Source organism: Moraxella cuniculi DSM 21768 (assembly GCF_900156515.1).
In the GTDB taxonomy this organism is placed as follows: Bacteria; Pseudomonadota; Gammaproteobacteria; order Pseudomonadales; family Moraxellaceae; genus Moraxella; species Moraxella cuniculi.
In genome coordinates, this window is record NZ_FTNU01000009.1 from 49,551 (window position 1) to 71,390 (window position 21,840).

Annotated in this window: 21 protein-coding genes; 14 read left to right on the plus strand and 7 right to left on the minus strand. The window is 45.2% G+C overall.

What is annotated here, in order from left to right; all coding sequences use genetic code 11:
* Nucleotides 1-127: 127 nt before the first annotated feature.
* A complete protein-coding gene (glmM, locus tag BW928_RS06370; protein WP_076555403.1) occupies nt 128-1,486 on the minus strand; it encodes a phosphoglucosamine mutase in 1,359 nt (452 codons plus the stop codon).
* A gap of 215 nt (nt 1,487-1,701) precedes the next feature.
* Between glmM and BW928_RS06375 the strand changes: the two genes are divergently transcribed.
* The 4 genes from BW928_RS06375 (at nt 1,702) to BW928_RS06390 (ending at nt 5,919) form a co-directional block, all read left to right on the plus strand.
* Nucleotides 1,702-2,625, plus strand: coding sequence for an alpha/beta fold hydrolase (locus BW928_RS06375; protein ID WP_076555404.1), 924 nt, complete (start codon nt 1,702-1,704; stop codon nt 2,623-2,625).
* Nucleotides 2,618-3,391, plus strand: a complete 774-nt coding sequence (locus BW928_RS06380) for a CPBP family intramembrane glutamic endopeptidase (protein WP_076555405.1) — start codon at nt 2,618-2,620, stop codon at nt 3,389-3,391. The genes BW928_RS06375 and BW928_RS06380 overlap by 8 nt, the downstream gene beginning before the upstream one ends.
* Before the next feature lie 190 nt (nt 3,392-3,581).
* Nucleotides 3,582-3,800, plus strand: a complete 219-nt coding sequence (locus BW928_RS06385; protein ID WP_076555406.1) for a hypothetical protein — start codon at nt 3,582-3,584, stop codon at nt 3,798-3,800.
* A 280-nt stretch (nt 3,801-4,080) separates the two neighbouring features.
* Nucleotides 4,081-5,919 carry an autotransporter domain-containing protein gene (locus BW928_RS06390; RefSeq protein ID WP_076555407.1) on the plus strand — a complete coding sequence of 613 codons (1,839 nt, stop codon included), beginning with the start codon at nt 4,081-4,083 and terminating at the stop codon, nt 5,917-5,919.
* Nucleotides 5,920-6,230: 311 nt separating this feature from the next.
* Here the strand turns inward: BW928_RS06390 and orn are convergent, their stop codons facing one another.
* Complete coding sequence (orn, locus tag BW928_RS06395) at nt 6,231-6,836, minus strand: oligoribonuclease (RefSeq protein ID WP_076555408.1); 606 nt, start codon at nt 6,834-6,836, stop codon at nt 6,231-6,233.
* Between the two features lie 173 nt (nt 6,837-7,009).
* On the opposite strand from orn, the gene BW928_RS06400 reads away from it, so the two are divergent.
* The 3 genes from BW928_RS06400 to BW928_RS06410 all read left to right on the plus strand — a co-directional run bounded on the left by BW928_RS06400 (nt 7,010) and on the right by BW928_RS06410 (nt 9,454).
* Nucleotides 7,010-7,651, plus strand: coding sequence for a DUF2062 domain-containing protein (locus tag BW928_RS06400; RefSeq protein WP_076555409.1), 642 nt, complete (start codon nt 7,010-7,012; stop codon nt 7,649-7,651).
* Nucleotides 7,652-7,894: 243 nt separating this feature from the next.
* Nucleotides 7,895-9,055, plus strand: a complete 1,161-nt coding sequence (gene metK / locus BW928_RS06405) for a methionine adenosyltransferase (RefSeq protein ID WP_076555410.1) — start codon at nt 7,895-7,897, stop codon at nt 9,053-9,055.
* 69 nt (nt 9,056-9,124) lie between these two features.
* Nucleotides 9,125-9,454, plus strand: coding sequence for a DUF3144 domain-containing protein (locus BW928_RS06410; RefSeq protein WP_076555411.1), 330 nt, complete (start codon nt 9,125-9,127; stop codon nt 9,452-9,454).
* A gap of 37 nt (nt 9,455-9,491) precedes the next feature.
* On the opposite strand, the gene lolD is transcribed toward BW928_RS06410, so the two are convergent.
* Together lolD and BW928_RS06420 are read right to left on the minus strand one after the other, a co-directional pair.
* The gene (gene lolD, locus BW928_RS06415) at nt 9,492-10,166 is read right to left on the minus strand and encodes a lipoprotein-releasing ABC transporter ATP-binding protein LolD (RefSeq protein WP_076555412.1); all 675 of its coding nucleotides are present in this window, start codon (nt 10,164-10,166) and stop codon (nt 9,492-9,494) included.
* A gap of 9 nt (nt 10,167-10,175) precedes the next feature.
* Complete coding sequence (locus tag BW928_RS06420; protein WP_076555413.1) at nt 10,176-11,423, minus strand: lipoprotein-releasing ABC transporter permease subunit; 1,248 nt, start codon at nt 11,421-11,423, stop codon at nt 10,176-10,178.
* A 282-nt stretch (nt 11,424-11,705) separates the two neighbouring features.
* Here BW928_RS06420 and BW928_RS06425 point away from each other — a divergent pair, with 282 nt between their 5' ends.
* Nucleotides 11,706-12,689 (plus strand): hypothetical protein, encoded by a 984-nt coding sequence (locus BW928_RS06425; protein ID WP_076555414.1) that lies wholly within the window; start codon nt 11,706-11,708, stop codon nt 12,687-12,689.
* 39 nt (nt 12,690-12,728) lie between these two features.
* On the opposite strand, the gene BW928_RS06430 is transcribed toward BW928_RS06425, so the two are convergent.
* Complete coding sequence (locus BW928_RS06430; RefSeq protein ID WP_076555415.1) at nt 12,729-13,403, minus strand: alpha/beta hydrolase; 675 nt, start codon at nt 13,401-13,403, stop codon at nt 12,729-12,731.
* A gap of 413 nt (nt 13,404-13,816) precedes the next feature.
* Between BW928_RS06430 and ypfJ the strand changes: the two genes are divergently transcribed.
* Both ypfJ and BW928_RS06440 read left to right on the plus strand, forming a co-directional pair.
* Entirely contained in the window at nt 13,817-14,713 is an 897-nt protein-coding gene (ypfJ, locus tag BW928_RS06435; protein WP_076555416.1) for a KPN_02809 family neutral zinc metallopeptidase, read from the plus strand.
* A 31-nt stretch (nt 14,714-14,744) separates the two neighbouring features.
* Nucleotides 14,745-15,626: an ATP-binding protein gene (locus BW928_RS06440; protein ID WP_076555417.1), complete on the plus strand. Its 882-nt coding sequence runs from the start codon at nt 14,745-14,747 to the stop codon at nt 15,624-15,626.
* Between the two features lie 3 nt (nt 15,627-15,629).
* On the opposite strand, the gene BW928_RS06445 is transcribed toward BW928_RS06440, so the two are convergent.
* Nucleotides 15,630-16,661, minus strand: coding sequence for a ribonuclease Z (locus BW928_RS06445; protein ID WP_076555418.1), 1,032 nt, complete (start codon nt 16,659-16,661; stop codon nt 15,630-15,632).
* A 159-nt stretch (nt 16,662-16,820) separates the two neighbouring features.
* Nucleotides 16,821-17,438 carry a superoxide dismutase [Mn] gene (sodA, locus tag BW928_RS06450; protein WP_076555419.1) on the minus strand — a complete coding sequence of 206 codons (618 nt, stop codon included), beginning with the start codon at nt 17,436-17,438 and terminating at the stop codon, nt 16,821-16,823.
* 317 nt (nt 17,439-17,755) lie between these two features.
* Between sodA and BW928_RS06455 the strand changes: the two genes are divergently transcribed.
* From BW928_RS06455 to BW928_RS06470, 4 genes are all read left to right on the plus strand, one after another.
* Nucleotides 17,756-18,481, plus strand: coding sequence for an FFLEELY motif protein (locus BW928_RS06455; RefSeq protein ID WP_076555420.1), 726 nt, complete (start codon nt 17,756-17,758; stop codon nt 18,479-18,481).
* A 225-nt stretch (nt 18,482-18,706) separates the two neighbouring features.
* A complete protein-coding gene (gene ubiE, locus BW928_RS06460; protein WP_076555421.1) occupies nt 18,707-19,552 on the plus strand; it encodes a bifunctional demethylmenaquinone methyltransferase/2-methoxy-6-polyprenyl-1,4-benzoquinol methylase UbiE in 846 nt (281 codons plus the stop codon).
* Complete coding sequence (locus tag BW928_RS06465; RefSeq protein WP_076555422.1) at nt 19,549-20,181, plus strand: SCP2 sterol-binding domain-containing protein; 633 nt, start codon at nt 19,549-19,551, stop codon at nt 20,179-20,181. The genes ubiE and BW928_RS06465 overlap by 4 nt, the downstream gene beginning before the upstream one ends.
* A gap of 10 nt (nt 20,182-20,191) precedes the next feature.
* A complete protein-coding gene (locus BW928_RS06470; protein WP_076555423.1) occupies nt 20,192-21,832 on the plus strand; it encodes an AarF/UbiB family protein in 1,641 nt (546 codons plus the stop codon).
* Nucleotides 21,833-21,840: the final 8 nt, after the last annotated feature.

Here is a 21,840-nt window from a genome sequence, read left to right on the forward strand (position 1 = left end):
CCAAGAAAAGTCCACAAAATTTTTGTGTATTTATTATAACACGATTTGCTGGCAGTGTATCAACCGTTATCATGCACAGCCTGCCACCGCCAAATAAGCGGTTGCTATTTTGTTGCAGTATACAAAATTATGATGACAAAATGCGTTGCACCGCTTCGGCAAGCTGATTTGCCATCTGCTGGCAGGTAGTAGCGTCTTGATGCTCAACCATAACACGAATCACAGGCTCTGTGCCTGATTTACGCACCAACAACCGACCCTTGCCCTGCAATTGTTGCTCGGCATCGGCAAAGATATTTGCCAGTTGCGTATTGGCATAAGGGTCGCTGATTTTGCTGACACGCACATTAATCAGCGTCTGTGGAAATGGCGTGTATCCAGCAACAAGCTCGCTTAATTTTTTGCCAGTTTCTACCATGCAGCTTAGCACCTGTAGTCCTGCAACAATCGCATCGCCTGTGCGGCTCTTATCCAGACACAAAATATGCCCAGATGGCTCGCCGCCAATCGTCCAACCTCGCTCTTGCAAATCTTGCATGACATAGCGATCGCCGACTTTGGCACGATGAAATTCCACACCTCGCTCTGCCAGTGCCAATTGCAGTGCGACATTGCTCATCAAAGTACCCACCACACCGACAGGTTTTAGGTGATTTGCCAAAATGTACAAAATACCATCGCCATCAACAATGTTGCCAGTTTCATCAACCATAATAATGCGATCGCCATCACCATCTAGGGCAAGTCCGACATCGGCAGCTTGCTCACGCACGGCTTGTTGCAGCGTTTGTGGATGGGTGGAGCCGCAGTTGCTATTAATATTAATGCCGTCTGGCGAATCGTTAATGGCGATGACTTTTGCACCCAATTCTTGCAAGACACTTGGTGCAACACTATAACCTGCCCCATTGGCACAATCAATGACAATTTTTAGATGAGATAAATTAAAATGATAAGGAAAACTACCCTTGCAATACTCAATATAACGCCCTTTGGCATCATCAACACGATGATTTTTGCCAATGGCATCTGCCTGAATCCCCACCAAACGCTTCAAGCCCTGCTGGTTATCACCAATTAGTACATCAAGCTCGGCATTAATCGCATCTTGGAATTCATCGGAGATTTTTTTGCCTTCGTGCGAAAAAAACTTCACGCCGTTGTCCTGATAAGGGTTGTGCGATGCCGAAATCACCACGCCCATGTCTGCATGAAAACTTGTTACCAAATGGGCAATCGCTGGGGTTGGCAAAGGCCCAAGCATATACACATCAACGCCAGCAGCATTAAACCCTGCTTGCAACGCCGCCTCAATGACATAGCCTGACAGTCGCGTATCTTTACCAATCAGCACGCTTGGGCGTTTGTTTGGGAATTTCGCTGCCAATACCTTACCTGCACCAAAGCCCAACCGCAACAAAAAATCAGGCGTAATCGGAAATTCACCAAATTGCCCACGAATACCATCAGTGCCAAAATATCCCATAGTGTATCCTTATTGCATTTATCTTAAAATAGATTGTGTTTAGACAAATTTTTACCAATTATAGCACAATTGCCAAATAAACAAAAAATCAACGATGAAAGAAATTTAACAGGCATCTGCCTTGCACCATTATTAAGCTTATCACAAGAAATCATCTGGCAAAATAAACAAAAATTCGCTATGATAACTTCAACCGAACAAATCAATCTTATGAGATGACAAATTTTCACCCCAGCAATTGCCTTGATACTGCCGCATTATCCACCCTGCCAAAATCACAACTGACAGGCAAGCCTGTGCTGCACTTTGTACACGCCAATGGCATACCTGTTGGCAGTTATCAACCACTGCTGGATTGTCTTGCTGATTTTTTTAGCATCAGCCATCTTGATAAGCTCGGCACGCATGACGAATACGCCATTGACAACCATTGGCAATCACTAACACGGCAAGTTGCCGATAGCATTCAGGCAAGCTGCCAGACGCATGGTGTCTCCAAACTTATCGCCATCGGTCATTCGCTCGGTGCCATGACAACCTTGCAAGCATTGCCACTACAATCTAAGCGTATCAGCCAAGCCATCTTGCTTGACCCTGCGTTATTAATGACGCACCGTGCTTTGTTGTTTGATATCGCCAAACTACTGGATAATTGCAGCAAATATTTCACCAAAACCGAACATTATTTTGGCGACAAATTCTCCCCTGCGGGCAAATCCAAACATCGCAAAGACACCTTCCCATCACATCAGGCTGCCTATTTGGCACTACGCCACAAGGCTTTGTTTAGGGATTTTGATGAGTCTTGCTTTGAGCATTATATTCGGCATGGATTTGTTGCCGATGGCAATGGTGCCGTAACGCTTGCCATACCCAAGATGGCAGAAGTGGCGATTTTTCGCACCATGCCATCTTGGTATTGGCGAAAAAAGCCACAATTACCCTGCCCTGTTGGCATACTGGCTGGCAAAGACAGTTATTTTACTCGCATTGGCTCATATCGTGCCGCACAAGAAAAATTCGCCCTGCCTGTACAATACACAACAGGCTCGCATATGTTTGTTCTAGAGCAGCCCCAAGCTGTGGCGACAAAGATTTTATCCATGATTATTCATCAGCTAGATTTGACACATGACTGACAAACTTCAGCCGTTGCCACGCTATCACCCCTTGTTGGCAGCTGGACTGATGGTAGCAGCCGCAAGCAGCATCGTATTTTTGCCAAATGCAGTATCATTCTTGTTTGCCCTGATGGCAGATTTATCGATGGAGGATTTTGCCAGCCTTCCCAATGCTGCCGCTGTCCGTGTTATTATTCTGATGATTTCGGCAGTATTTTTATTAAGCCTAACTGCGATTTGGCAATATGTTCGCCTGTATGATGGTAGCACAATCAACTCATATCAGCTATGGCGGCGATATTTTGGCTTGGTGCCACCAGCAAAAAACACCATGCTGCCTGCTTTGACCGTATTGGCAGCTGCTATTTTGTTATCAACACTGGCAAGCGTCATGCTTGATGAATGGTTTGCCACACCTTCGGCATCAGCAGGTGTTGGCAATTTGTTGGGTAGCACGCCCTTGCCCCTGTTTATCATACTGGTGCTGATTGTTGCACCAATTTATGAAGAATGGATTTGTCGTGGTTTGTTTTGGCGATTGGGTCAAGATATTTTTGTGGCGTTTTTTCGGCAGATGGCAGTCGTTCATCTGGCAAATAGCATACTCATTAGTGCGATTTTTAGCCTGCTGCATTTTGGCTACAGTGGTGCCGATTTGCTGACGACTTTTGGTATCTCGCTGGCACTGTGCTATGTGCGTCTGCGTACCAAATCGACAATCGCTGCGATGGCTTTACATAGTCTAAATAACGCCCTAGCACTTGCGTTATATCTGCTTGATTAATTAAGCAAAATATAGCTTTAACCATTATCAATATTTGGCTGGCTTTATCAGTCCGACTGTGATATTTTGATGGTTAAAATACGCAAATCAACTTTGCTGGTTTGTTTTGCCCAGTATAATCATTGTGCGATTGATGGTTGATTTTAAATGCATTTACGCCCAAATGCGATGATAAATTGACAAAGAAAGTATGACAAATAAAAAACCAAACCCTTCATCAGACCTAGATGAATTAAGAGAAAACTTGGACAGGCTTACCAAACTTCGCCAAAGTCTCGCCGAGCGTCAGGCACGCAATACCATGCCGCCGCTAAAACCCTTGGGGTTTATTGACCTTTTGATTTTGATGGCGTGCTTTGCTGCTGCTTTTCTTGCTATGATTATCACCCTTGCCGCTGTCTTTTTGTGATTTTTAATAGCAAAATCCATCACTTGCGATTTATAATCGACAAACAACCCGTGAAAAAGACAGCAGTATTTGTGCTAAATTTAGCCACCTCAAACAAAATCAGCAAGCAAAATCCTGCCCAAGCTAAACGCAATCAGCAAGGCTTGTGATAATTTTTAATTAATCTTTATAAAAATATCAAAATAAAGCGAATAACGAGCGAATAAAAACAGTTGTAAACTGTATTATGTTTTGTTACAATCAAGACAGTTTTATAATAATCCACTCACAAGGAGGTCGTATGACTGACAGTATCGGTAATAAATTACTGAAATTTAGCCCATTGGCATTGGCAATCGCCCTGATCAATCCTGCTGCTGCAAGCACCCCGCAATTTGACCAAACGGTATTTTTTGGCGACAGCCTGTCAGATACAGGACGCATCAAAGATATTGTCAGTGGCAACTTTTTTATTGGCAGTTTTGCCAATGCCATGCAACCGTCATTTACCACCAACCCCGATCCAGCATGGACGCGTGTTTTTGCCGAGCATTATGGCACAGCAGCAAACCCTTACACCTCAAGCGACACACAAGGCACAAACTATGCTGTCGGTGGTGCCAAAGTCAGCGAAACTGCTGAGCAATTTGGTGGACTGGTGCGTATCCCATCGGTCAATAGACAAATCAGCGATTATCTAAATAACACGAACAACACCACCAACCCAAATGCTCTATACACCATCTGGGTCGGTGCCAATGACTTGCTTGCAGCCAGCACAACTCCAGATATTGCCGCCGCTGCCGCTACCATCAGTCAAGCTGCACAAAACCAAGCGGCACAAGTTGTTCGCCTACAGCAGGCAGGAGCGAACTATATTTTGGTGCCAAACCTTCCTGATGTTGGTCTAACGCCACGCAATGTCGGCGACGCTCGCCAAGCTGCCACTGCGACCACCGCTGCAAATTTATACAATAAAACTCTGTATAGCAATCTAAATCAAGGCACTGCCAATGTCATTGCCGCCAATACCTTTGCTCTGCTACAAGAAGCGGTTCGTGATAAAGAAGCCTTTGGCTTTAAAAATACCACCAACATTGCCTGTGATGGTGCATTATCCTCACTCACCTGTACAGCAAGCGACTGGCAGGCAGTTGCAGCCGATGCCAATGATACTTATATGTTTGCTGATGATATTCACCCTGCAGGGCGTACACATCGGATTTTGGCACAGTATTTTGCCTCCATCATTGACAGCCCAGCTCAAATTGCCCAGCTGCCAACCGCTCTGATTAAAGATGGCAAATCAGCAAATGCTCAGCTGAATCGCCGCTTATCCAACCTTGACAACCCAAGGCATTCTGTCTGGGCAGATGTTACTGCCAGTGGCGATAACAAGCCAAACGCCATCATCGGTCTTGATGTTGCTGGCGACAATCAACACACAGGTGCCTATATTCAACACCAAAGACAGGACTATACGCTTGGCAAAACCACCACTGCTGACAGCCGCCAAACAGGGGCAGGTGTCTATCACCGCCGTGATTTTGGTAATGCTCGCCTAACCGCTGCAGCCGGCATTGACCGTCTAAGCCTACAAACTGACCGCAAAATCGCATGGGACGGTGCAGCACGCAGCCATCAAGCCGAAACGACAGGCAGTCGCAGCTATGCCAGTGTGCAAGGCGGCTATGGTATCAACACAGGCAAAATCACCTACCGACCTTATATTGGCGTACTGGCACAAACCCTAAAAGTCAATGCACTGACCGAAAATCAGCCCAAGCTATCAACCGCTCTTAGCTTTGATACACAAAAACAAAAATCCCTGCAAGGCGAGATTGGTCTAAACCTAACCGCCGCCATCAATGACAAAACCGAGCTGTTTGGCGGTGTTGGCTATCAGCGAGAGTTCAACGATGACTTACGCACGATTACCACCACCGTAAGCTCCATTGCTGATTATAGAAGAGGATTTGCTCTGCCTGTACAAAATGACAAAACTTCCGCCACCATCGCCCATGCTGGTGCCAAATTCAGACTTGGTGCAGCAACCAATCTGAGCATTGGTGCCAATGCCATACGACAAGATGGTGATACTGATGTTGGCGGTTTTGTTGGCTTACAAAGCAAATTCTGATCACCATAAGCATAAAAGCACTCAATTTTTTGGGTGCTTTTTTATCAAACTTTCTATACCGATGGCAATTTTAGCTTTTCTTAAATGAAATCAACTACCAACTATTCGCTATCATTTAACCACCCATTCAAGTAATCATCAATTTATCAAAATGCCCATCGCAAGCAAAATCAAGCTGATGGCATTTCTTGCATAAAAATCAGGCAAATAACCATGCTCTTAACATCTTGTTGAGCATTTAAAATACAAGACCAAAGAATTTGCCAAAACCAGACAAAATAAAGGGGTTTTTATCCCCTTTGATGAACTGATTAATTTTCCAGCAATTTAAAAAAATGATCACGGTAATGACGCAGCTCACGAATCGAATCGCGAATATCGTCCAAAGCCAGATGCGCGCCGCCTTTTTGGTAAGTTGCTGCCACATCAGGTCGCCAGCGATAGCACAGCTCTTTGATGCTTGAAACATCAAGATTGCGGTAATGAAAATAGCGTTCCAGCTTAGGCATTTGGCGTGCCAAAAAACGCCGATCTTGACAAATTGAATTGCCACACATTGGTGAAATGCCTGCATCCACCCATTTTGACAAAAATTCAATCGTCTGCGACTCGGCATCAGCCAGTGTGATATTGCTGCGGCGAACTCTATCGGTCAAGCCTGATTGTCTGTGCTGATTTTTGCACCAATCGTCCATGCCATTTAATACAACATCGCTTACCTTGATGGCAAGCACTGGACCTTCTGCCAAGATATTTAACTCATCATCGGTTACGATGGTGGCAATTTCGATGATTTCATCATGCTGGGTGTCAAGCCCTGTCATCTCAAGATCAATCCAAATCAGAGCTTTTTTTGGCTTGCCGCTTGGTTTTGCGTGTCCGATATTGATTTTGTCAATTGCTTTTTTATCACTCATTTGTCATTTCCTATTGCCAATTATCAATCACCAATTCTACCATACCATCAACCAGCTGCCAAGCAACAGAAGCGGGCAGCCTTATTAACCAAAAACAAACAGTCTTACTCGTTTTGTCGCAAAAATTTTGTTATAATTGAGCTTTTGATACCAAATAACACACCAACACCACAATGCCAAAAAACAAAATCAAAGCATGGTTGCCAACTCCTGAAAAATTGCGTGAAAATCGCCTGATTGCAATGTTTACGCCATTTTTGGCAGACCCTCGCCTGTGGCAAATGAACCGCAGCTCGCTTAATCGTGCGGTGTATGTCGGTGTTTTGGCAGCTTTTTTCCCCTTGCCTGGACAAATGCCACTTGCCATCATTGGGGCGTTGCTTGTGCGTGCCAATATCCCAATGGCAGTTGCTTTGACTTGGATTACCAATCCTGTAACCGCCATTCCTGTATTTTGGCTGGCTTATTCACTTGGGGCGTTGCTGCTTGGTGAGCCGATTTTGGGACTGCGTGCCATTGGTGTGATTTTGACAGATTTGACCTTATGGATTACCACCTCGCACGGAGTCAATCCCTTTGCAGGTCATCGTATTTTCTCATGGCAAGCAATGGTGCTTGGCCTGCTGCTAAGTGCCATCATCACCAGTGTACTGCTGGGCATGGCATTTCGGCTGTTTTGGAATTATCGCACGGTACGAGACTGGAAATCGCGACATGGCTACAATGCCAAAGCACCAAAATTTCGTGAACAAAAAGGACACAAATCACGCGAAGCAGCCACGCAAGTTAAGAAAGGAGATGATTTTTCAATTTAATCACGGTCATGGCTTTTATTGTCTTTTGGGATTTTTTCATGTTGATATGAAAATTTTTCATTAGAATTTTGCTCTTTTTTATCGTATAATTTCCCCCAAATACCCAAAACATTACCCACCTGTTCAGACCTGCGTCTGACAAATCATGACAACCTACCTACTTGTGCGAACGGTATTTATTCTGTCAAGCCTAAAAAAGCCACCAGAATTCGTGCAATTTTTTATTTTTAGAAGTGAACTCTTATGAACTATTCAGTCTTTACCTCAGAATCGGTCAGTGAAGGCCACCCAGATAAGATGGCTGACCAAATCTCCGATGCACTGCTCGATGCCATCTTAAGTCAGGATAAGGACGCACGCGTGGCGTGTGAAACTCTGGTAAAAACAGGGGCGGTGGTGTTGGCTGGTGAAATCAGTACACATGCCAATATTGATGTCGAAAGCATTGTGCGTGATACCGTCAATAAAATTGGCTACAACCATTCAGATTTGGGCTTTGATGGCTCAACTTGTGCGGTCATCAATATGATTGGCAAGCAGTCGCCAGAGATTGCCCAAGGTGTGGACAGGCAACGCCCCGAAGATCAGGGGGCTGGCGATCAGGGCTTGATGTTTGGGTATGCCACAAACGAGACCGATGTACTTATGCCAGCACCCATTCAGCTATCGCACCGTCTGATGGAACGCCAAGCCCAATTGCGTAAAGATGGCACTTTGCCGTGGCTACGCCCTGATGCCAAAGCACAAGTTACCCTGCATTATGATGATAAATTTCAGCCGTTTGCTGTTGATGCACTGGTGCTATCAACCCAGCACGACCCTGACATCAGCCAAAAAGACTTGCACGAAGCCGTCATGGAAGAAATTATCAAAAAGGTAATTCCTGCCGATTTATTGCACAAAGACACTTTGTATCATATCAACCCAACAGGCAAATTTGTCATCGGTGGCCCTGTGGGTGATGCAGGTCTAACTGGTCGCAAAATCATTGTTGATACTTATGGTGGCATGGCACGACATGGTGGCGGTGCGTTCAGTGGCAAAGACCCTTCAAAAGTGGACAGAAGTGCCGCCTATGCAGGTCGCTATGTTGCTAAAAATATCGTTGCTGCAGGCTTGGCAGATCGTTGCGAAGTTCAGGTCAGCTATGCCATCGGGGTTGCCGAACCAACCTCCATTTCGGTCAATACCTTCAACACAGGCAAAATCAGCGATGATGAGATTGTCAAATTAATCCGCACGCATTTTGATTTGCGTCCTTATGGCATTACAAGAATGCTAAACTTGCTACAGCCAATGTATGAAGTTACCGCAAGCTATGGGCATTTTGGTCGCATGGGTTCACAAAATGCCTTTACTTGGGAACAAACCGACAAAGCAGAGCTGTTGCGTGCAATTTTATAAGCAATCACCAGCCCCAGCCACCCAAAAGTCTTGGAATCTTTCTAAGACTTTTGCCATTTGAGAGAGATTATGAATAACGACAACCAATTTGACGAAGCACAATTTCAAGCACAAATGAACGCATTTTTTGAGCGTGCTGATGCCATTATCAACCTTGCCAACAGTCAGCTATCACCAAGCTCGCATGCGGGTCAAGTCGCTGCCAGTCTTAACTATGCTGCCGCTCGATTTGCCATTTCGGCTGCCAGCATTGGTTTTGTCAAGGGCAGTGATTTGGCAAAAGAAAAAGCCGATATTATTAAATTTTATAGCGAAAAATACCAACAAATGCTCGCCGAAAATCTTGACCAGTATATTGAAAATTTTGACCAATATACCAAAATAGCACAGCAAAAATAAACAGTAAAGCAGGCTAAACCTGCTTTTTTCTTATCACTTAAGCCCATTGACCACTTTTCATCACAAGCACCCTGTCAGCCTGACTTGCCAGCTGTCTGTCATGTGTTACCATCAATAACGCCATGCCCAGCGATGACTGCAACTGGGTTAATAGCTCAAACACTGCCTGAGCATTGTCATCATCAAGATTACCCGTTGGCTCATCAGCCATCACCAGTTTTGGACGCGTAACCAATGCTCGTGCAATCGCCACACGCTGTCTCTCACCGCCTGACAGCTCGCTTGGGCGGTGGTGCAATCGATGATTAAGCCCAACTTGCTCAAGCAGCTCATTGGCTCTGCTGGTTGCCTGTTTAATACTGATACCATCACGCATCAGTAATGGCATGGCGACATTTTCGGTTGCGGTAAATTCTGGCAGCAAATGATGAAATTGATAAATAAAACCCAAATGCTGATTGCGTAATTTGGCACGCTTTGCCTCATTTAAACTGGTCAGGCAAACATCACCAAGCCACACCTCGCCTGTGGTTGGCGTATCCAAGCCACCTAACAAATGCAGCAAAGTAGACTTGCCCGAACCGCTACTGCCAACAATGGCAATGCGTTCGCCCACCTGCACGGTCAAATCAAGCCCCTGCAATACGGTCGTTTGGATTTTGCCCTCTTGATAGACTTTGCTGATATTAGTTGCTTGCAAAATCACACTCATACACACCTCTTATTCATAACGCAAAGTCTCAGCTGGCTCAATTTTTGAGGCTCGCAATGCAGGATATATTGTCATCAAAAAACTTAGCAAAAATGACGCAACAACAATCAATAACACATCCGCCAGTTGCACCTGCGATGGCAAGAAGTCCACAGGATAGACATTGCCATTAAACAAGCTAATGCCAAATACACGGCTAATAAACACAAGAATATCATTCACAGACAATGCCAAAGACACGCCCAAAATCGTGCCTGCCACCGTGCCAATCACGCCAATAATCATGCCTTGAATCATAAATACCTGCATGACAAGTTTTGGCGATGCCCCAAAAGTCTTTAAAATGGCAATGTCTGCTTTTTTGTCCGTAACCAGCATCACAAGGCTTGAGACGATATTAAACGCTGCCACCACTACAATCAAAAACAGCAACAGACCTATCATTGCTTTTTCCATCTGGATAGCACTGAACAAATTGCCATGCGTACTCGTCCAATCGCTCGGGTATAAGCGTGTTATATCAAGGCTTGCAGCATTATTTGCCACTTGTGGTGCTTGGAAAATATCATTCAACTTCAGGCGAATGCCCTGTGCACCCTCTGGCAATCTTAGCATCACACCAGCATCACGCATTTGGACAAAGCCCATCATGGCATCAATTTCATTACTAATGCGATACACACCCACCAAAGTAAACCGCTTAAACCTCGGAATCACCCCTGCTGCCGATGGCGATGCCTCTGGCAGAACCAAAGTTACTTTATCGCCCAGCCTAAGCCCTAAGTTCATCGCAACCGACTCACCCAAGATGATCCCAAACTCGCCCGACTTTAAATTATCCAGACTGCCTGCGACCATATATTCATCAAGAATCGAAACTTGTTTTTCGTATTCAGGTTCAATGCCTGAAATCATAATCCCCGACACCTGCCCTTCGGCGGTGAGCATGCCTTGCAGCTGAATATATGGTGCATATGCCTGCACTTGTGGATTTTGCTTGCGGATTTTTTCGGCAATCTGTTGCCAGTCGCTAAGGATTTCAAATGAAGCTACCGACGCTTGTGGCACCATGCCCAGCACGCGGGTTTTTATTTCGCGGTCAAAACCGTTCATCACCGACAATACAGTAATAAGCACCGCCACGCCCAGCGTCAGCCCAATGGTCGAAATAAGCGAAATAAAAGAAATAAAGCCGTTTTTTTTGCGTTTAGCCTTGATATAACGAAGCCCAATAAATAACGCCAAAGGACGAAACATAAGCATAATCCAAACGATAAAATTAATCTAGTTTAGCATTTTTTATCATAAATACCAAATCAAGTCGCACCAATCGCCTGTTATCATGCCACGAGCGGTGGCTGCAAGCAACTTTTTGTGTTGCATCTTGATATTTTTCTTATCATCTCCATAAAGGTGGTAGGTATTTTTTGGTGATGGTATTGTGTAGTATTATTGCAAATATTCTTAAATATTATACATCATGCCAACCAACACACCAAGCCAACTGACATTTTGCACACTGACAAGTAGAGCCAAATCATGAGCAACCATACTTTTCGTTATCAATACACTCACGAAACAGCACCAATCAAGGTGGATTTGCCTTGCGACAAAAACGCTGGGCATGGCGACCATTGGGCAATTTTGACCGATAATATCAGCCACGATGTGCCTAATTGGCTACAGCAAATGTTAGAAACAGCCACCTTACCACAAGGGCTATCTGCTCAAAATAGTAGCAGCAACAATAAACTCCTGCTGGGTAGTAATGACCCATGCCATATCAAACAAATCCTAAGCATTAAAGACGGCAAGCCTGAAGCATTTATCAACGCCTTTCCTGCAATCAACAGCCCTTATGGTGTCAGCTGCCAAATCGAACGCGTTATCCGTTGTGATACCACAGGCGATGCTATCTTATGCCTAAAAACTGCCGATGGCTCGCTGATTTATGCTTTTGATCAACTTTATGCCGTCAATCGCCATCACTATCGCACGCCCAAAAAATATTTTGTCAATTTTGGTGCATGGGCATATCAAATCACCCCAAGTCGCCAAGACGAAAGCATTCTTGTTGAAGACGAGCAAGCCATTCGCCACCATCGTGCCTTTCATGATATTGTCGCCGATCATCAGGGCAAAATCCCTGACAATATTGACGAGCTGATTCGCAATTGGCAACCCAAAGATGCCAAAGCCGATGAGCCACTACAGCCTGTTGAGATTAATCTTGGGCATATGTGTGCCTATTTGTACGGCGAGACATTTGGTCAAGAAGATGAAGCATGGTGCCAAGGTCAAGTTCTGGGCAAGTCATCGACAACTTTTTTTGGCAAATCCATCACCTTGTTTGATGTTGTTATCTTGCGTGAGCCTGATGCCGATCCCTTTGTTGTGCGTATTGCCACGCCAAGCTGTGCTACAACCGACAGCATACAGGTGCATGATTATATACAGGCAAATATTTGGCTGCAGGCGGCAATCTATGGCGAAAACCAAAACCCCTCGCCTGCAAACACATGATTGTCAAAACTCTTGCCAAACATAGCCAAATGCACAAGATTAGGCAGTTTTTGTTAATGAATTCAACCAGTTGCCTATATCTTTTATCTGTGCCAAACAAACTTGATGTGCCATCGGATAACTGCTAAATGTCGGCTTAAGACCGAGTTTTTGCAGTCGTTCTTTGGCATCAAGCCCCAACACCATTGGCACAACATCATCAAACTGCCCATGGTCAATTTTGATGGCGATATCCTGATTGACGGCAACGCTATCAATCACCTCAGCACTGGCAAAATAAGTGGACAATGCCAAAAGCCCGCCCAATTTTCGCTTGCTGGTCAGCACCGTATGATACGCCACCGCACCCCCTTGCGAGAAGCCAGCAATGATGATATTTTCGCTGGCTATGCCTTGTGCCATCTGCTCGGCAATCAGCTCATCAATCATGGCAGCAGAGGCGGTGATTTGTGCAATATCCACGCGTCTTTGTAGCGTCATCTCCAAAATATCGTACCAAGCTGGCATCACATAACCACCATTAACGGTAACAGGAATTTTTGGTGCATGTGGAAAAATAAAACGCACCGCCACTTCATCTGACAAGCCAAGCTCTGGCACAATCGGCTGAAAATCATAACCACTCGCCCCCAAACCATGCAACCAAATCACAGCATGATTCACGGGCTGATTATTTGGATTATGCTCGACAATCAGCGTCTCAAGTGTTGCCATTGTATCACTCCTTTATCATATATTATTTAGATAATATTTATATTGTTATAAATTTATCAAGCAGTTCGATACTCATTATAGCACAAATCACCATTGACAGGTTTTTAATAAATTTTAAATTTTATAAATTATTTATTTTACAAATATAAAAAGTAATCATTAATTTATTGCCCTTATCGCCAATCACTGACAGTGCTTTGTAAAATTAAGCATTCATACACTGCTTTTTTTATTCAGTCTATTTATCCATCAATCCCTTTGGCAATAATGACAAATCAGCATTGCAAACAGCAGGTAATTTAATAATTATCCATACTGTCTGACTGGAATTGTAAAATATCGTAAATGATTGCTGTTAATCAGTGATTTTTTCGTATAATATAGCATTTATCAACTTTATTAAGGGTCAAGTTATGCAATGGCGTGGACGCAGACAAAGCAGCAATATCGAAGACAGGCGTGGCGGTGGTGCCAAAAAAGTCGGTGGCGTGAGTATTTTTGGATTAATCATCGCTGTGGTGCTATGGCAGGTGTTTGGCATCAGTCCTGAGACCACTTTGGGAGTAACCCAACAAATTCAAAACCAAACGCAAAGCAGCACGCCAGTTAATGAAACTGCCGATATGGCACAAACTCGTGAATTTGTTGCCACCATCTTGGCAGATACCGAAGATGTCTGGACGCCGATTTTTGCTCAAGCAGGCAGTCGTTATCAAGAGCCAAGCCTAGTATTGTTTAGTAATTCTGTACAATCAGCCTGTGGGTCTGCCAGCTCTGCCAGCGGTCCGTTTTATTGCCCTGCCGACCAAAAAGTCTATCTAGACACTCAGTTTTTCCGTGATATGCGAGTATCTATGGGCATTACAGGCGAAAAAAACAGCAGTGAATTATCTCGTCAAGATCAAGCAGGCGACTTCGCTCAAGCCTATGTCATCGCTCACGAAGTCGGTCATCATGTGCAAACACTGCTGGGCATTTCATCACAAGTACGCCAAGCCCAAGCCCAAGCAAGTACCACTGCCGCCAACAATCTATCCGTTCGCCAAGAGCTACAAGCGGACTGCTTCGCTGGCTTATGGGCAAAACAAAATCACGAACGCACGCAATTTTTGCAACAAGGCGATATTGAAGAGGCTCTAGATGCCGCCGAAAAAATTGGCGATGACTATCTCCAGCAAAAAGCTGGTGGCCGTATCGTGCCTGACAGCTTTACGCATGGCACCAGTGAACAACGCAAACGCTGGTTTTATCGTGGCTTTCAGACGGGCGATGTTCAGCAGTGCGACACTTTTGCCACGCGTGAAATTTAAGAAATACAGCTCAACCACCTAAGGAATTATCATGAAATTGCCTACGGCATTGATTGAACTGATGACGCAATATTTTTATGAACGCACCGAACAGCCATTGGTGATTGACCCCAAAGTGCTGGCATATCGCTGGGTGGGCGATTCGGCAGGTCGCTTATTGCCGATTGATGTTCATTTTAAAGGCAGGCTGCATGATTTGCTTGGTATTGACAATCAAAAACAACGGCTAATTGCCAATACTGAGCAGTTTCTCGCCAAACTGCCTGCCAATCATGTTTTGATGACAGGGGCAAGAGGTGCTGGCAAGTCATCACTGGTGCGAGCGTTATTACACGCCTATCATCATCAAGGCTTACGCATCATTGAACTTTCACGCGATCAATTGCAGTATTTGGACAAAATCCGCACCGCCATCAAAGCCTCTCGTCAAGCAGGCAATGGCAATCGCTACATTGTTTATTGTGATGATTTGGCGTTTAATGCCCAAGACGAAAACTATCGCACTCTAAAAAGCCTGCTTGATGGTGCGTTGGACAGTGAGCATGATGAAATCTTGATCTACGCCACCAGCAATCGCCGTCATCTGCTGCCACAGCTGATGAAGGATAATATCAACATCTACAATGGTCAAACCGATGAGGTCAATCCTTATGAAACCATTGATGAAAGCGTTTCCTTGTCAGACCGTTTTGGGCTATGGCTGTCGTTTACCGCCATGAATCAGCCACTATTTTTGCAAATTGTCGAGCATTTATTAAGCCAAGCCAATCTGCCATTTGACGCCACCGTACAAAGTGAAGCCCTAAAATGGGCAAGCACTCGTGGCTCTCGCTCAGGACGCATTGCTTATCAATTTGCCCAGCATTGGATCGGTCAAACGCGACTACAACAGCGTCAAGATCGCAGCTTGTGATACTCACCCTGCCTCATCACGCTGGTTCATTTGCCCATCGGCGGATAAATGCACACGCATCATATCCGCTGCCAATATCAGCTTGCCGCCATAGACATTTTGTACCTCTTGGCGAATATGCCCCATGTTTGGCTGAGTATCACTTGGATCATCAAACCCCAAAAATCTCGCACTAAAATGCGTCAAAATCAAATTCGGTATATTGGCACATTTGGCAAATTGTGCCACCTGCAAGGCACTGCTGTGCTGTGGATTAAACTTATTCTGAGCAAGTACCTTATCCAGCACCGCTTGCGTATAAGTCGCCTCATGCACCAATAAATCCGCACCCATCACCGCCTGCTGCAATAACTCTGGCTTATCATTATCACCTGCAATGACGATTTTTTGCCGATACTGACGCGAGATGACAAAATCACTGTGGCTCATGGACTGTGGCAAGCAAGGCTCATAACGACCAGCCAAAATCTGCTGCCAATGCCGCTTATCAATACCTGCTTGTAGCAACTTTGTTGTATCAAGTCGCCGCTCTGCCAACTCTTGGGTGATGACAAACCCAAAGCACTCAATGCGATGACTCATCGGGCATATCTGAATATCAATTGTCCAATCGTCAGCCAACTGATACTGCACGCCTGTGTCTATTATCTCGGCAATATCAATAAAATCAATCCGATAGCTAAGATTCATCTGCGTTAAGGATACGCACGCCTGCAATAAATCACCAACCGCCTTAGGTGCGATCACAAGCAGTGGCTCACTGCGTCCATGCATGGCAAGACTGGCAAGCAGCCCCATCAAACCATAACAGTGGTCGCCATGTGCGTGCGTGATACAAATCGCCTGCAACATTGACGGCTTGTGGGCGGTTTGTAGCAGTCGATGCTGCGTCCCTTCGCCACAATCCACCAAAATCCATGGCGTTGATTTGCCCGCTTGCATCCGCCGTCCCAGCATGGATACCGCCAATGCCGAAACATTACGCATCTTGGTTGGTACACCACTTGATGTTCCTAAGAATGTCAATTCAAACATAAATCACTTATTTTTGATAAATATTTGTATTTTAAGGTATATTTTAACAACAAACAACACTTAGCAGCCATCTTATCGCATCAGCAGCGAATACAGCCCAGCCAAATACTCAATAAAAAACTCCAACTAACAAGCTGGAGTTTTTGGGTTGGTATGGGCTTATTGAGCTTGGTCAAAGCGTTTTTGGGCTTCGTCCCAGTTTACCACCGACCAAAATGCCTTGATATAATCTGGGCGTTTGTTTTGGTATTTTAGGTAATAAGCATGCTCCCACACATCAAGACCGATGATTGGGAAACCTTGGCAACCTGCTACCGCTTCACCCATCAATGGGCTGTCTTGGTTGGCAGTTGAGACAACTTTTAGCTTGCCGCCATCAAGCACAAGCCATGCCCAGCCAGAACCGAAGCGAGTCGCAGCCGCTTTTTCAAAAGCCTCTTGGAATGCCTCTACCGAACCAAAATCACGCTCAATGGCATCTTTTAGCGAACCGCTCAGCGTTGTGCCTGTTTTTAGAATCGTCCAAAATAGGCTGTGATTGGCATGACCGCCTGCATTGTTACGCACGCCAGTTTGCTTGTCTGCTGGCAACTTATCTAGATTTGCAATCACCTCTTCGGCAGATTTGTCTGCAAATTCAGTACCCTCAAGCAAGCCATTGGCATTGTTTACATAGGCTTGATGATGGCGAGCGTGGTGAATTTCCATAGTTTCTTTATCAAAATGTGGCTCTAGTGCATCATAGCTATAGCCCAATTCTGGTAATGTAAATGCCATTTTAGTATCCTTATCATTGTGGATTAAAAAACAAACAGGGATATTGCCATGGGCAACCACCCTTGCTATCAATATAAAGCCATTGTACGATAAATTCAAGCACAAATCACAAATTTCTGCCAAGTTTTTTATTCATGCCGCTTACTTTGGCTTTTGTGGCCTTGTGCGATAAATAAATCAAGCCTTCGTTGTCAAGCCATCAAGATTAAATTTGCATGATGTCAATATTGGCTTGCAAGTATGGCAAAAACTGCTAAAATAAATCCATCAAGAAAATGACAAATGGCAACCAATCAACCGTTTTTTGAGTTTGAGCAGTGAGCATTCACCAACCCAAATCACAAATCCACAGCCTGCTTGAGCGGCTAGATGACTATCACAGTCTGCAACATCATCATGATATAGCCGTTGCCGATGCCATGGATAGGATTCAACAGTGGCAACGATGGCGTATGCAACAAACCCATGCAATACTTTTTGCCAAGCCATCAACCGCACCTTTGGCGGATTATCTTTTGTATCGCATTTATCATCGCCACACCTTTGATACCATTGCCAAGCAGCTACATACAGCAGCAACCCACGCCACCAATGGCACAGGCAGACTTGAAAAACTCATACCAAAAAACACGCTCCATGCAGCGATTTTGGGCATTGATGCCACGCTTAATATGATTAAGATGGATTTGGCATTGGCAAAATATTACCTGAATCATCACCGCCATCAGCCGCTTGATGAGACGCTTATGCACAGCCTGTACCAAGCCGCCAACGACCCAGAGGCAAGGCTTGTGCAAATTAACAATATCGGTGAAGTCTGCCGCCTCTGCCATCGGCATTTTCGTTCATTTTTATTACAAAAATCGTTTAAATTTGCCAAATTTTCTGCCTATAAAAACGGCTATCAGCCTTTGTATGATTTTATTGGTGAGGGCTTGGCGGCGATTGATGTCATCGATGATATTGATGAGTTTGCCGCTACTTTTGTTGCCAATGAAACCGCTGCCATTCGTCATTTTTATGATGATGGCGGTAAGATTTGACAAATCTATTCAAATTTTGCCAAGTTTTGCTAAGTCTGGCAGTACAACTTGGCTGATTTTGACAAACCAATCCAACAAATCACCCAAACCACACCAAGAATAACGCCCAATCATAAACACAGGGCGTAAATTTTGTGAAATTTTGGCAAATTTTCCCAATTTGTGAACAAAATAGTGTATTATTAAGCATTTAATCCATGCAGATTTATACAGCTAGGCATAACCATGACTGACAATACCGACAATCAATTCACCAATCCCAATATCCTACCCACAGGCACACCACAAGGACAAAGCACGCTACAAAATCCTGAGGGTGTTGCAGAGGAGACAACCCATTTTGGCTATCAAACGGTGAAAAAGTCCGAAAAACAAGCCAAAGTTGCCGAAGTATTTAGCTCTGTTGCTCGCAAATACGATGTGATGAATGACTTGATGAGCTTTGGCATTCATCGCCTGTGGAAACGCTATGCCATCAGCCTAACTGGCGTGCGTAGCGGTCAGCGAGTGCTAGACATTGCAGGTGGTACGGGTGATTTGGCAAAAGTATTTAGCCGTGAAGTGGGCAGGTCAGGTCGCGTGGTCTTGTCGGACATTAACGAGGCGATGCTCGAAGTCGGTCGCACTCGGCTTATTAACGCAGGTTGTAACAATGTTGATTTTGTACTTGCCAATGCCGAAACGCTTGAGCCATTTGCTGATAATAGCTTTGATTTGGTAACCATCAGCTTTGGCTTGCGTAATGTTACCGACAAAGACAAGGCACTTTTGGCCATGCACCGAGTGCTAAAGCCTGGTGGTCGCCTGTTGGTGCTGGAGTTTTCTAAGCCTGTCTTTGAGCCGCTATCAAAAGCCTATGACCTGTACTCATTTACCGCCCTGCCTTTGATGGGCAAACTTGTCGCCAATGATGCCGAAAGCTATCAGTATCTGGCAGAGTCAATTCGTATGCACCCAGACCAACAAACGCTCAAAGCCATGATGGAAAATGCAGGCTTTGTTAATTGTGATTATCACAACCTAACAGGCGGTATCGTGGCGGTGCATCGTGGCTTTAAGGCACATTCATGAACACAGCTCGTGTATTGGCATTGGCACTGTGCGAAAAACTCATCAATCGCATTATTTGCACCGACGCACTAAGCCAAGAAAAATTCGCTCCATTGTCAGGCAAAGTATTGCGTGTCATCATCAATAAGCCAGATATCGCCCTTGATGTGCTATTTGGCGAAGGCAGGGTACGCTTTGAACCTGTTGCACGGACAATTTTTGAGCCGCAAGGTGGTGTGGCAAGTCAGGCAGATTGTACTTTAAGCGTAGACAGTCCCAAGCATTTGCTTAGCCTGATGCAAAACCCATCAGGCAACCTGCCCATTCGTGGCGACCATCGAGTGCTGCTTGATGCCAAGACGGTGCTGGAGGGGTTTGAGCCTGATATTTGGTCACAGCTTGAGAATGTTTTGGGCTATGGTGCAACTGGCCATCTGCACCTATTGGCACAGGAAATTTCGCCAATTTTTACCCCAATCATCACAACTCTCAAACGCTCATTGGCTGGCAGCAATCATCAGCACAGTCAGCTAGATGAAGCAATCCAAGCCAAAAAACAGCTGCTGTTACAGTTGCAAAGCGACATAGAACGCCATCAGGCAAAACTTGCCCAATTGCAACAAACAGACAACATTTTAGACACTCATTAAAACGACCGCCATGCTGCTTACTCATCGCAAACGCCTGCTGACCCTATACCGTATCGCTGCCAAATATCGCCTTGATACGCATTTTGCCGATGTACCAGAGTTGGCGGTATTGGCACGGCTGATACGCAGCCACCCTGCCAGCATTGGCAAAAAACATCAGCCACTTGGGGTGAAACTTGCCCTAGAAGAAATGGGTACGCTGTTTTTAAAACTTGGGCAGCTGCTCTCAACGCGTTCGGACTTATTGCCACCTCATATCATCAGCCAGTTGGCACTGCTACAAGATAAAGTCGCCCCCTTTGCCACCAAGATTGCCATTGACAGTATCGAAAATTGCGATACTGGCTTGGGTCAATCTGTGCAGACGCTGTTTGCTCGCTTTGACCAAAAACCATTGGCAGCGGCAAGTATCGCTCAAGTACACACCGCCGCCTTTCACGATGGACGCGAGGTGGTTGTCAAGGTTGTACGCCCCAATATTCGACAGGGTATTCTTGCTGATTTTGAATTATTAAGACAAGTGGCACAGTGGCTATCGGCACGCATAGAAGCAGCACGAGCCATTCACCTGACCGAGATTGTTGAAGATTATCGACAAATCATGCTCAACGAACTTGATTTGACGCTTGAGGCTGCCAACAGTCGCAAAATGCGGCATAATTTTACCAATTCACGACTGATTTATGTTCCTGAAGTGTATTATGCCAGCCAGCAAGTCATGGTTGCCGAACGGGTATTTGGCGTGCCGATTTCTCATACCGATGTGTTTGACAAACTTGGCTATGACCGTGCCATGCTTGCTGAAAAAGGCTTAACCATCTTTTTTACCCAAGTATTTCGTGATAACTTTTTTCATGCCGATATGCACCCTGGTAATATCTTTGTTGAGACTTTGCCTGATGGCAGTGCTGCCAGTGAGCCTCGCTATATCGGACTTGATTGTGCCATCATGGGTGAATTATCTCGCCAAGACCAACTCACCGTTGCACGCATGCTCCTATCGGTCATGAATGGCAATTATCACGCTTTGGTAGATATTATCTGGCAAGCAGGCTGGATACCCCCTTCGGCGGACAAGCACGCCTTAATTCGTGATATGAGTCGCATTGTCTCGCCAATGGTGCAAAAGCCAATCAATGAGATTGATTTTGCTGGAGTGTTATTTGAAATTCTAAGCATTGCACGCCGTCATCGCATGAGCATTCCACCGCAGCTGATGCTACTGCTAAAAACTTTGGTGCATGTTGAGGGCTTGGGTCGTGAACTGTATCCGCAGCTTGATATTTGGCGACTTGCCAAGCCAATTCTCACCGCTTGGGTAAAAGATCAGCTCGATCCTGTCAAAAATCTACAAGAAATCAAGGCTCAGCTGCCAGAAATTTTGCTCTCCACCACTGACTTGCCCAAACTCATCAACCAAAGCACCCAAAGCCTTGCCATGCTGGGTGCCAGCCAAGATGCCATCCTAAGGCAGCTACAAACCATGCGTGCAGACACGCTCAACGAACGCCGTCATGACTGGATTGCAGGCAGTGGCTTGGTGCTTATGCTGGCACTGTCAGCATGGTCGGCGGTTGCGATTCATTTATATCTTGCACCTGTGTTTTTGCTCTTGGCGGCAGGGTTTGCCCTGTGGCGAATTTTACGCTAAATCTTGAT